The organism is Anoxybacillus sp. PDR2, assembly GCF_009834045.1.
Lineage (GTDB): Bacteria > Bacillota > Bacilli > Bacillales > Anoxybacillaceae > Anoxybacteroides > Anoxybacteroides rupiense.
This window is the reverse complement of the sequence record NZ_CP047158.1, coordinates 3558197-3570783: the sequence shown is the minus strand read 5'-3', so window position 1 is coordinate 3570783 and position 12587 is coordinate 3558197. Positions and strand designations below refer to the sequence as shown.

General features: G+C 47.6%; 7 protein-coding genes. 5 read left to right on the top strand and 2 right to left on the bottom strand.

Features of this window, described 5'->3' with window-relative positions; translation table 11 throughout:
* Positions 1-2 precede the first annotated feature (2 nt).
* The 3 genes from GRQ40_RS17205 to GRQ40_RS17195 are packed head-to-tail and all read left to right on the top strand — an operon-like array spanning position 3 to position 3527.
* Entirely contained in the window at positions 3-710 is a 708-nt protein-coding gene (locus GRQ40_RS17205) for a WecB/TagA/CpsF family glycosyltransferase (RefSeq protein ID WP_044742434.1), read from the top strand.
* A gap of 10 nt (positions 711-720) precedes the next feature.
* A complete protein-coding gene (gene murJ / locus GRQ40_RS17200) occupies positions 721-2244 on the top strand; it encodes a murein biosynthesis integral membrane protein MurJ (RefSeq protein WP_080861650.1) in 1524 nt (507 codons plus the stop codon).
* 14 nt (positions 2245-2258) lie between these two features.
* Complete coding sequence (locus tag GRQ40_RS17195; protein WP_080861654.1) at positions 2259-3527, top strand: oligosaccharide repeat unit polymerase; 1269 nt, start codon at positions 2259-2261, stop codon at positions 3525-3527.
* A 146-nt stretch (positions 3528-3673) separates the two neighbouring features.
* Here the strand turns inward: GRQ40_RS17195 and GRQ40_RS17190 are convergent, their stop codons facing one another.
* Entirely contained in the window at positions 3674-4567 is an 894-nt protein-coding gene (locus GRQ40_RS17190) for an accessory Sec system S-layer assembly protein (RefSeq protein ID WP_044742437.1), read from the bottom strand.
* A 2-nt stretch (positions 4568-4569) separates the two neighbouring features.
* Positions 4570-6933 (bottom strand): accessory Sec system translocase SecA2, encoded by a 2364-nt coding sequence (gene secA2 / locus GRQ40_RS17185; RefSeq protein WP_159720519.1) that lies wholly within the window; start codon positions 6931-6933, stop codon positions 4570-4572.
* 236 nt (positions 6934-7169) lie between these two features.
* Between secA2 and GRQ40_RS17180 the strand changes: the two genes are divergently transcribed.
* Together GRQ40_RS17180 and GRQ40_RS17175 are read left to right on the top strand one after the other, a co-directional pair.
* A complete protein-coding gene (locus GRQ40_RS17180; RefSeq protein ID WP_159720517.1) occupies positions 7170-10628 on the top strand; it encodes a S8 family peptidase in 3459 nt (1152 codons plus the stop codon).
* Between the two features lie 285 nt (positions 10629-10913).
* Positions 10914-12533, top strand: coding sequence for an S-layer homology domain-containing protein (locus GRQ40_RS17175; protein WP_159720515.1), 1620 nt, complete (start codon positions 10914-10916; stop codon positions 12531-12533).
* Positions 12534-12587 lie beyond the last annotated feature (54 nt).

Here is a 12587-nt window from a genome sequence, read left to right as displayed (position 1 = left end):
ATATGAAAGAAAAGTTTTTAGGGATTGATGTTTGTACAGATACGTATGATCAGCTGGCTGCGAAGCTGTTAGAGGATATAAACCATAACCGCAAGTCTTTTATTGTGGCGATTAATCCGGAAAAAATTATGAAGGCGCAAGAAGACATGGAGCTTCGCGACCTTTTGAATAAGGCGACCTATCAAATTCCTGATGGCATTGGTGTGATTTTAGCCTCGATGATGAAAGGAGGGAAAATCCGCTCCCGTGTCACAGGTATTGATATGATGATGCGCCTTTGTAAAGAAGCCGCCCTCCATGGGAAAAAGGTCTTTTTATATGGCGCCAAACCTGGGGTGGCTGATGAGGCGAAGAAAAAGCTGGAGGAGCGGTTTCCTGGCATTCAAATTGTCGGCACGATGCACGGATACGAAAAGAACGAAAATGTGATTGTCAACGCGATTAATGCGTCCAATCCAGATATTTTATTTGTAGCGTTGGGGAGCCCGGCGCAGGAATACTGGATTGTGAAGCATATGGATTCGCTCGCCCCTAAAGTGTACCAAGGGGTGGGCGGATCGTTTGATGTCGTATCGGGCCGTTTGAAAAGGGCTCCGTTACTATTCCAAAAATTAGGGATGGAATGGTTCTATCGTCTGGTGAAGGAGCCTTGGCGTTGGAAACGACAGCTTGTCCTTCCGAAATTTCTAATTAAAGCCATTAGAGAGTAGAAGGGATTGTATGTCAAAGTTACGAGTAGCGAGCATCTTGTTTTTACTGTCTACGTTTTTTTTGAAATTTTCGAGCATGCTGCGCGATATCGCCATCGCTCATTTATTCGGCGATTCCTATGTCGTCGACGCGTATATTGCTGCCATGACGATCCCTAATGCCATTATTTTGTTTATGTTGACAGGAATGAAGGATGCCTTTTTGCCTAGTTATTATAAATATGAAAAGCTAGGAAAAGGCTTTTCTCATTTAACGAATGTCGTCAAAGGGACCTTTTGGATTTCTTCGGTGATCGCTGTATGCGGAGCGGTTCTTTCACCGCTCCTTATTCGCTGGCTTTACCCAAGCTTTACAGGACATGGGGCGGAGATTGCCGTTTGGACAGCTGTCATTTACTTTCTATCGGTAGCGCTTGTCGGTGTGAACGCGGTCTATGAAGGCTATTTTGATTCACAAAAGAAGTTTTCGTTTTCAACATTTTCACAAACGATTGTCGTATTATGCACGATTGGTGGAGCCATTTTATTGTATCGGCAAATGGGGATTTATTCCGTTCCGTTTGGCTATTTTGTCGGCACCGTGCTTTCGTTCATCATCAAATTGGTGTACTTAAGGCCGCGCCGTTTTTTAATGTGGAGTCAGCCGGCGGATTGGCGGGAAATCTTGTCCTTCTATAAGGTATTTTTGCCGATCGGTCTGACGATTGCTGTCGGCCAGATTAATTTATTTATCGACACGCTATTTTCCGCAAGACTTGGAGAAGGGGTTGTTTCTAACTTAAACTATGCGTTCCGGCTTGTGAATATTCCACAGGCGATTTTTGGCGTGACCATTGCCACGCTCGTCTTCCCATTGCTTGCGGAAGCGAAAGTAAAAGAGGACATGCAGCTGTTTCGAACGGGAATTGAAAAAGGGCTGAACTATATGTTTTTGCTGCTTGCTCCGACCATTGCTGGAATGATTGTGCTGATGAGGGAATTGGTGCAGGTCGTCTATGAACGGGGAGCATTTACCGCCGCTGCGACCGCCCAGACAAGCGAATATGCGATCTTTTTCACGGGATCGGTGCTGTTTTATAGCATCCAAGCCGTCATTGCCAAAGGATTTTATACGCTTGAAAAGGGCCATTACATCCTGCGGGCCGGCGTGGTATCCATCATCGCCAATGCGATTTTTAACGCGATTTTATCGAATGTGATCGGAGCGGTCGGATTGGCTTTATCGACCTCTCTGGTCGGATTTGTGTATTCTGCCATTACGTTTACGACTTTGTACAAGCTAGCCGGAGGGTTTAGCCTGAGCGTCATTGGCAAAGAATACGCGAAGATCACGATAAGTACGCTTGTGATGTGCGCGGTTCTTCTCTTTGTTAAGCATGGCCTCCATGCGGATCACCTTTCCGTTGTTCCGTATTTAGTCATCATGATTATACTTGGAGCGGCCATTTATTTTCTGGCAGCTTGGCTCTTCCGAGTGGAATCATTTAAGGAAATTGTAGCGAAAGGGAGGATTAAACAAGTTTCTGATTCGTAGAAACTGAATTCGTTATGAAGCGTTTAGGAATATTGCAGAATTGGAATAACAAGATTGACACGTTTTCTCCTTATTTTTTCTTTCCGTTTATCTTAATCTTGTATTTTTTTGTTAGTTTATTTGATTTTGGGAAAATAGAGTATTTTGAAGTGAAAAAAAATGTTCTATGGCCCATTTTAGTCGGACTGGCGTCTTATTTAGCCGCCGTCTATTTCGTGCAGAGGCGAAACTGGTCGTTCCCTTCCTTCGGCTTGAAATTTCTGCGGGGAAAAACGACTTACTTCTTGTATGTGCTCGGATTGATCGGGCTTGTCAGCTATATGATTATGTTGTTTACCGGCCAAGTGGGGATCGCTGATGAGTCGGTCCGCCGCCACTTAGATCCGAAGCTGAACTTTTTAAGCTCTTTCTTATGGTTCGCGGTGTTGTTTTTAATTTGTGACCGCGTTGTCAAAGAAAAAGAACTGACGCGCAGACGAAAGCAGATTTATGTGTTCGTGCTGTTTTTGATTCTTTGTCTATTGGTGCTGATGGGGTATCGCACACCGATTGCGATCATTTGCTTTACATGTTTAATCGTCATCCACTATACGATCAAACGAATTAAGATCTCTTGGCTGCTGGCTTTTTTATTTGTCGTCGGGCTTGCCTTGTCGCTTTTCGGCTTTTTCCGCATGGTGACCGAAGACCAGACGAAGCAATTTAATACGCATGAAGGGCCGGATGTGGAATTAAGCGAGAAAGAAATGAACCGCGATTTAATGCTTGTCCGCAAGATCAATGAAACGCCTAAGTGGGTGCGCGGATTAACGGAAGCCAGCGTCACCGGGAAAATTGTATTAAGCAAATTAATGGAATATACAGATGAGCATGGCTATTTATACGGCAAGCTCCATAAAGGCATTTTCTCGACCATTTTGCCGGGAGAGCAGCTGTCTCCGCGCATGGAAATTACGGAAATGGTCAATTCGATTACAGTGGAAACAGGAAAATATGTCACCCGTCCTGGGCGCACCACGACGCCGACCTTGCTTGGACAGTTTTATGTGGAAGGCGGTTATATCGCGATTATCATCGGATTTGCGCTATATGGAATCATTTTATCCATGCTGTACAATCAAATGAAGCAGTCTGGATTTAAGTCGTATTCCATTATTCCGTATGCGTTCATCACGACGATTTTTATGATTTCCATCCATACAGGCTTGCTTGATTTAGTGTTTTTACTAATGATTGGCTATGCGCTTGTGTCCGGTGGAATCGAAAGAAAACAAAACATTTGAAAAAACAATTGTTATATAAAACTACCGATGGTAAAATATACTTGAAAGAAATATATTATTTCCTTCTGTAGCAATATAATGCAAGGACCTCGGTTGGTAGCCTCAGAAAAAAAACCACCTGCTTTTTAGGTGGTTTTTTTCTGCGTTTATTGGCCGGAAGGAACGATGACCTTCCATGCGCGGAAATCCGGATTTTCCTTGACGACAAGCGCCTTAGGAAAAATAAAGGTCCACGGCTTGCTTGTATTGGCTTTTACTTCAAACTCTTGGAGCGTAAACGCTCCTTGGGCGACAAGATCTCCTGCCGCATCCTCCACTTGCAATGGCAGCTGCTGGATTCGGATGTTTTTATCGCTGCCGTTGCGAATGAGCAGCGTTGCATGGATATCACCGTTTTCAGCCTGTTGAATTTGCAGACCCATGAAATTGATCTCTCCCGGCTTTGGCGGTTGAATCGACTGGACGAGCGTTCGCAGTTTTTCTTTATCCTCATCAGCCAAGCTTTTCTCCCAGCTCTCCGATAAATCGAGAGAGTGGGCGGTTGGTTTGCGCAGCTCGAAGGCGATTTTCCAGTCGACCGCCGGCAGTTCGGCTACCCGCAGCGTCTCGCGCTCGAAAAAGAATTTCCAAGGCCGGCTGCTATGCGGCGGCAGCTCGCCCAGCTCCGCGAGCGGAAAGGTTTTGCGCGCCAGCATTTCCCCGTTCGGTCCGATCAAGAGCAGCGTAGTGTCGGAAAAGGAGATGGCTTTTGCCAAGCTGCTGCGCACAAACGCGGTAACGACATATCCTTTTTCCGTCTGCTTTAATTCAATGCCGGACAGGGAAATCTGGTTTTCCTTGAGCGGCTGCTGTTCATTGTTTAAAAATTGATAATAATAGCGCTCTTCGGCACTGATTGACCAAGATGGATGAATGGAAAGCTGCGGATGAATGTCTTGGTCGGCCGAGGAGGTTTCGTCGGTGTCGAACAGCTCGCTGGAATCGACGACCGTATCTAATCCGTCTTGTTTAGATTTTCCCTTTCGAAAAAATGACAGCATGTTTATTGTCCTCCGTTTGTTTGGATTTTATCAGACACATAGTAAGCCAGCTGGCGGCAAGCATCACGCTCAATTTGCCGATACATATGCACAAATAATTCATATCCTTCCCGTTGAAACTGGCGAATCGGATCCTCTTGGCTATAATAGCGCAGCCCAATGCCCTCTTTCAGACGCTCCATCGCGTCGAGATGGTTGAGCCAATGATGGTCAATCGTGGAAAGAAGGAACGGCTTCAATTGCTGGTGCAGCCCGCGCTCACTTTCAAACAGCTGAAGTGTTTCAATATAGGCTTCCGCCGCTTCGTTAGCGGTTTGTTTCACTTCTTCCACATCATCAGCAGGGGCGTTCCATTGCAGCTGAGATGTCGGAATGAGCTCCCGCAGCTGCGCCGCTAGCCGTTGCATGTTCCACTCCTCTGGATCGACTTCCATTGGACACATTTGTTCAATTTCATATGGAATATAGGAGCGAAGCATACGGACGGCAATCGAGAGCGAATCCTCTGTTTCCAGCACTTGATTTCGCAACGTATAGATCGTGCTGCGCTGATCGTTCAACACATCATCAAGCTTGAGATTGTATTCGCGAATGGAGAAGCTGCTGCCCTCACAAATGCGTTGCACGCGATCGACAAACGCATGAATATCCTTGTCGAGAATCAGGCCGTGTTCGTCCGTTTTCAGCTTCTTCTGCAGCTTTTCGACCTCTTCTTTGGCAAATCGGCGGAACATGTCATCCTCAAGAGAAATGAAAAATTGTGACCGTCCCGGATCGCCCTGGCGCCCAGCCCGCCCTTTCAGCTGGTTGTCAATGCGCCGCGACTCATGCCGCTCCGTTCCGAGCACGAACAAGCCACCCAATTCCGCGACCCCTTCTCCCAGCATAATATCCGTTCCGCGTCCAGCCATATTCGTCGCAATCGTAATTTGCCCTTTCTGTCCGGCCAATGAAATCATTTGCACTTCCTGCTCAATCGTTTTCGCATTTAACAATTGAAACGGCAAATGTTCCTTTCGCAAATATTCCGCTACTTTTTCCGACTGCAAAATAGAAGTCGTCCCAATCAAAACCGGCTGTCCAGTTTCGTGAACGCGCTTCACCTCTTTGGCGACGGCGGTATATTTTTGCTCGATGGTCATAAAGACGCGATCCGGTTCATCGACGCGGATAACCGGTTTATTCGTCGGAATTTGCACGACGTCCATGCCGTATAACGTTTGGAATTCTTTTTCTTCCGTTTTGGCTGTTCCCGTCATGCCGGATAAAACCGGGTAAAGCCGGAAATAATTTTGGATCGTGATCGATGCTTGCGTTTTATTTTCTTCCGTGAGCTCCAGCCCTTCCTTCGCTTCGATCGCCTGATGCAATCCATTGCTTAAGCTGCGTCCTTCCATTGGCCGTCCGGTGAACATATCGATCAAAAGGATTTTTCCATCCTTGACGATATAGTCGATGTCGCGGTGGAACAGGACCTGAGCCCTGAGCGCCTGAATGATATAATGATACAGCGTTTGATGCTGCAAATCGTAAAGATTGTCGATACCGAATCCTCGTTCAATTTTGGCAATGCCTTCTTCGGTTAAATTCGTCGCCTTCGTTTCTTCGTCGAAATAGTAATCGACATCTCGTTCCAACGATTTCACGATGCGCGCGCATAAATAGCTTAATTGCGAGCTCGTCTCCGTTTTGCCGGCGATGATAAGAGGTGTCTTCGCTTCGTCGATCAGCACGCTGTCGATTTCATCAATAATCGCGTAATGAAAGGGACGCTGCACCCGCTGTGACACATCGTAGACCATATTATCGCGCAAATAATCGAAACCGAACTCGCTGCCGATTCCGTATGTAATATCGGCGCGATAGGCTTTTTTCTTTTCTTCTCCATCCATCATCGGCAGATTCAATCCGACCGAAAGCCCTAAAAATTCATGAATTTGGCCGATCAGCTCGCGGTCGCGCTTCGCCAAATATTCGTTCACCGTAATCACGTGAACGCCCTTTCCTTCCAGTGCGCGCAAATAGCTTGGCAATGAAGCGACGAGCGTTTTTCCTTCACCTGTCGGCATTTCGGCGATGTTTCCTTCCGCAAGCACTAAACCGCCGATCAGCTGTACATCAAAATGGCGCATGCCCAGCACGCGTTTGGCGGCCTCGCGCACGACCGCAAACGCTTCCGCTTGAATGTCAAACACCGTTTTGCCATCCTGCAGCGATCGCTTAAAATAAGGCGTTTTGGCTTTTAATTCTTCATCAGATAAACGAGAAATCTCGTGTTCCAGTTCGTTAATGCGAGAGACGATTTGCTGGTAGCTTTTCAGTCTCCGTTCATCGTAATTGACCAATCGTTTAATATAAGACAACATATTTGCAAGTCTCCTCCAAGCTTGTCGAATAGTCTCTTCATACAGTATAGCATCGTTCGTTTTTGGTTTCACCTGCGCGGAAAATATTTCTTCCTTTTTCTCTTATATGGATTATAATGTCATTATCAGGATAAATTTTTAAAACTATGAAACTTTTTCTTTGATCCGATCGTCTATAGAAACGTAGCTTCTTTTTTTACGAGAAAAGAAGAGAATTTCCAGGGGGGGAAATGCTAATGAAAAAATGGACAAAAACCGCACTTTCGGTTGGACTAGCCTCGATGGTCGTCCTGCCGAGCTTTGCCCAAGCGGCCGCAACACCGCCGCTTGAGCAATGGAAAAAGCAGCCGCGCCATGTGTTGAAAGCGCCGCTGGCTTACAAGCAGCTAGAACAAGCGCAAAAACAAATCAGCACGGATACGCTCATCGTCAAGTACAAAGAAAAAATCCCTGCGAGCGTTCACCGCAGCCTAGGCGCGAATGTGAAAAAGTCATTTCCAGCGCTTGGCTATGATGTGGTGACCGTGCAAAAAGGAAAGACGCTGCAGGAAGTGGCGAGAAACTATGCCCAGCTTAAGGCGGTGGCAAGCGTAACGCCGAGCTTTACATATCAAAAGCTTGGAACAAACGATCCGAAAAATGAAAAAATGTACCCGCTTTCTTTGCTGCAAATCGATAAAGCGCTCGAGCTTGCCGGAAAAAATAGCGTAACCGTCGCTGTCATTGATACAGGAATGGATATGAAGCATCCGGATTTACAAGCGCAGCTGCTTCCATCCTATAACGCGGTCAATCCGGCAAGTCCTGGCGTGAAGGACACCCATGGAACACACGTAGCGGGCATTATTGGCGCGGCCGCGAACAATGGCATCGGTGCGCATGGCATCAACCCAAATGTGAAAATTTTGCCGATTGATGTATTCAATGGCGGTTCAGGAGCGAGCGACTATACGATCGCCCAAGGAATTTTATACGCGATCGAAAAAGGCGCAAAAGTCATCAATATGAGCCTTGGCGGTTACTTTAGTTCACCGATTCTCGAAGAAGCGGTGGAAAAAGCGATCGCTGCCGGCGTAACGGTCGTTGCCGCCGCAGGAAACGACGCAACCGATCTATATTCCATTCCTGCCGCTTACGAAGGGGTGATCAGCGTCGGTGCATCAGACAGCAAAAAACAGCTGGCGGACTTTTCAAACTACGGTCCTTCCGTGGACATCGTCGCGCCTGGAGTGGATGTGTACAGCTCCATCTATGATCCGGCAAAAGGAGCTTCTTTCGCGGAGCTAAGCGGAACGTCGATGGCTTCTCCGGTTGTTGCCGGTGTGGCCTCGCTTATTTTGTCAAAACATCCAAACTTAAAGCCGTATCAGGTTGAAGCGATTTTAGAGCGGACGGCGACCGACTTAGGAGCGAAGGGGTATGATCTCAAATACGCGAACGGCCTCGTGAATCCAGTAGCCGCGCTGCAATACAATATCAAAAACTTGCCGACCAAACAAGAATGGACGGATGAAACGATTTTAGCGAAGGCTTCTCCGCTGCAATTGGGCACTGAGCCGTTAACGAAAAAAGGCAGCTTTACAACGCCTGATGAAATTCATTGGGTGAAAGTCAGCCTGAAAGCGGGCGAAAGCGTGCAATCCGTTCTGGATGGAGCGAGTGATTACGATTATAAGCTCATTCTTCGTTTCTATCCGGAAGGGAAAAAACAATCGGACAAGCCGATCAACGTCAATGCTACCCGCGCTGGCGAAACGGAAGGAAAGCTTTTCACAGCTGAGACGGACGGCACGCTTGTCATTGGGGTCAAGGATGTCAACGGCCACTATAGTTTGGAAGGAAAATCAAATTATACGCTGAAGCTGCAAAAGCTCGCACAGCTTCCGGGCGATGAAGCAACCAAAACAGAACCGTTCAACATCAGCCAATTCCCATTTGACAGCGGTTCATTAACGTTTGTTCCCGACAAGAACGCCCAAGAAGCCGATAAAGACTATTTCAAATTTACGGTTGCCGAACCAACCATTGTGAAGTTTCAGCTTTCCGCTGTTCCAGGCGTTGATTCGGAGCTAAGCGTCTACCTTGCGGATGATTTAAATCGCTCCACGAACGCAACGAAACAGGAGCCGCCTATGCCGATTGTCGCGGCAAACAACAATGGAAGCGGAAAGGGAGAAACGCTGACGTTTGAAGCGCAGCCGGGGACGGAATTTGTGCTGGAAGCCTCCAGTGAGCCTGTCAATGACTTTTATTTCTATGATCCAATGAGCAGCGCCAATACAGGAGGCGGGCTGCCTGCTTCCGCGATCCCGTATCATGTAACGGCGGAGACAGTCAAACTGCCGGCCGATGAAGACGGCTATCCATCCTTTGACGATTCAGGGGAAAAGGGAGAAACACAAGAAGGCAAAGAAGCAGCGATCCAGCAGCAGCGCAGCCAAAATGCGAAGCGGCGGAACGACTTGATTATCGTGGAAGATGGGACATGGCGCTATTTTGAAAAAGAGGATATCCAAAAAATTAGAGAACAAGCCCTTCCTTACCATTTCGGCAGCCAGCAGTCCGGATATATTCAATTCAGCGATGATCGCGATTTTTATAAAGTGGTCGTGAACGCAACGGCGATTTATCAATTTACTTTTCATACGCCGGACGGAATGGCTCCGTGGGCGACGATCTATGAATATGATGAGAAGCAAAATGATTTATTGCCGATTGCCGAGTATTACGGCTATGACTATTTCACCGGCCAAAAAACGTCGGAATTCACAACCGTTCTAGAAAAAGGCAAGGAGTATTATTTATCGATTGCCAACGACCGCTACCAACCGGTTTCTGATCCATATACATTTACAGGGAAAAAACAAATGGATGCGCCAAAAGACGCCAATGAGAATAATAACGAACCGATCCGCGCAACAGTGGTTCAGCCAAATAAAGCGGTAACCGGCAACTTTGTCCTTCCGAACGATACGGACATTTACTATTACAAACATCGCAAAGCCGATGAAGTCTTTTCTTTCTTTGCGCGCCCGAACAAGCTCGATCACGCGGAAAGCCTGCCAGCGGCGCTGCGCGGCACATTAATTCCGTACGTGACAGTGGTGGAAGATACTAACGGCAATATGAACATCGATGAAAGCGAAGCAGGAAAAGCGATCGATTTTTGGCCGACAGGCTGGAGCCCGCTGTACGATGTGAACGGTTCGTTTAAGGCGAAAAAAGACACGGGCTACTTCTTTATTACCAGCAGCATCCTTTGGAACGGCTTGTCACTGCAATCGTATCGCTTCGGCATCGAATCGTTTCAGGCCAAAGATGAAGATGCCGGATCTGTCGTGAAAAACAACGTGCCATCCAAGCCGCTCGGCTTCAAGAAGGAAGGCCGGGCCTATAAAGCAACCGGCTACTTAAACGCGGGTGTCGATTATGGCGATAAGGACTATTATACATTGACCGTGACAAAGGAAGGCGCATTTACGCTGAAATTAGACGGATCCAGCACATTCGATGGCGTGATTTCCATCTATAATGAAAAAGGCGGACTTGTGCAAACAATCGATTATTACGGCGAAGGCGACAGCGAAGTGGCAACGGTGACGCTGAAAAAAGGAAAATATTATTTCGCCGTGGAGGATTCGTTCGCACGTCCGAATACCCAGCCGTACACACTGTCCATTTCCCCTCAAAAATAATCGATGAAAAACGCGCTGATTCATTCAGCGCGTTTTTGTTAGAAATCGCAACAGCGGTTGATGTTTGGTGGACGCAGGCTGATAGGCATTTTTAAAACAAAAGTCCGCCAACGCCTATTTTTTGTTCGACTGACGAACGGCCATCATTCGAAAGTCCTGGCTAGGAAAGCTCATTTTGCTTGCTGACGTTTAACCGTTACATGGCTAGGAAATCAATGGGTCACATTCTACTGGCAATCTATGATACTATAAAAATAGAAAATATAGATAAGGGAGAAAAAGAGAATGCGTAAATATGCGGTCGCGGTTTTCTTACTTTTTGCGATGTTTCTTGTCGGCGGAAAAACAGCCGATGCCCATGTGATTGATTTAACGAACAAAGCGCAAATCCAAAGCTACGAAGACTTCTATCCACTGATTGCCCGCTACAAAGGAGCCAGCGGCGTAACGATCGAAAGCTACAGCAGCAAATGGCGCACAACGGCGCAGTTGAAGGCGCTGGAAGCGGAATTGCTCGCGAATAAGCACGGCCCTGAGCTGTCCCTGCTTGGAAAAGTGATGATTTTTCCTGATTATCCGGCGGGCGCCAATGTGCTTGGCCAATATTTGGCCGAATATCAAATCAGCGGCACGAAACTGTCGCTTTCGCCCAATCGCGTCATTCAGCTATACGGCGGCAATGAGTTCACGACCGTCGAGCAGCTGGCGACCACGCTATCCCATGAGTACGGCCACCATTTTACTTATTATTATTTGATTAATAAAGAGCAGCTGCAGCCAAATGCCTGGCTTCGCTCGAAATACGCGGCTGCGCGCGAGCTGTTCCGCTATCCGTCTGTCCATGCCGATGACGACGGAGCGTATGAATGGCTGCTTCCTGAAATTTTAGCCGAGGATTATGTGCAACTATTCGGCTCCAACCTTGCGCTAAAAGGACATATGCAAATGAATCCGGCGCTGCCGACTCCGTTCGAGCTGTCGGGAGTGGAAAACTACTGGCATCAGCAGTTGGGCAACGACTACACGGTTCAAGCGCCTCTCTCTCTTTTATTAACGGGATATGCAGCCGATACATTGGATCCTTCGTACTATCATTTACGTCTTTATTTATACAGCCCGAAAACGAGCGCCTATATAAACGCGCAGGATGGAAAAGGCCAGTACGCTTCCGTCTATTTAGACACGCTTTCCAGCGGGGTGACGGAAAAATGGTACGACCCGCAAAAGCTGAGTGATGATGTTTCTTGGCTGTTCGAAAAGAACTGGAACGACAGCGTTTTATTCCGCGCCGTCCAACATGCGCAAAAAGGATTCAACCGCGGCTCGACCACGCTAAAAATCAGCTATGGCAGCATCGACTCGGCGGTCCGCACCCGTCCGCTTTTCCCGGATCTTGAGGATGAAGAACTCAAGCAGGCGGTGCAGCGCCTATATGAGCGAAGCATCGTGACCGGCTATCCTGACGGAACCTTTCGCCCAAATGAAAAACTGCTTCGCCGCCATGCCGCGCGCATGATCGTAAAGGAGCTGGGGCTCAAGCTTCCAAAAGGCTATCAGCCCAAGGCGACCGACATGAAGCCGGGCGACGCCGGCTATGAAGACATGGCGATCGCTGAAGCTTACGGCCTATTGGGCCAAGACGGAAGGCTGCGGCCAAACGAGTATTTGACAAGGGCGCAAATGGCGGCTGTGCTCGTTCGCGCGTATGAAAATCTCTATCAAAAGCCGGCGGTGAACCATTCCTTTGCGGATGTTGCTCCGTCGTTTTGGGCTTATCAGGAAATCAATACACTCGCCGATAATCAAATCACCGTCGCCAATCCATTCCGGCCGAACGAGTATGTCACACGAGGTCAAATGGCGCTATTTTTAAAACGAACCATCGACAAAAGACCTGCACCGTAGCCCCTATGCACCCAGCGCAAAGACGAACGGAAAACCGGCATCCGTAGGGCAAAG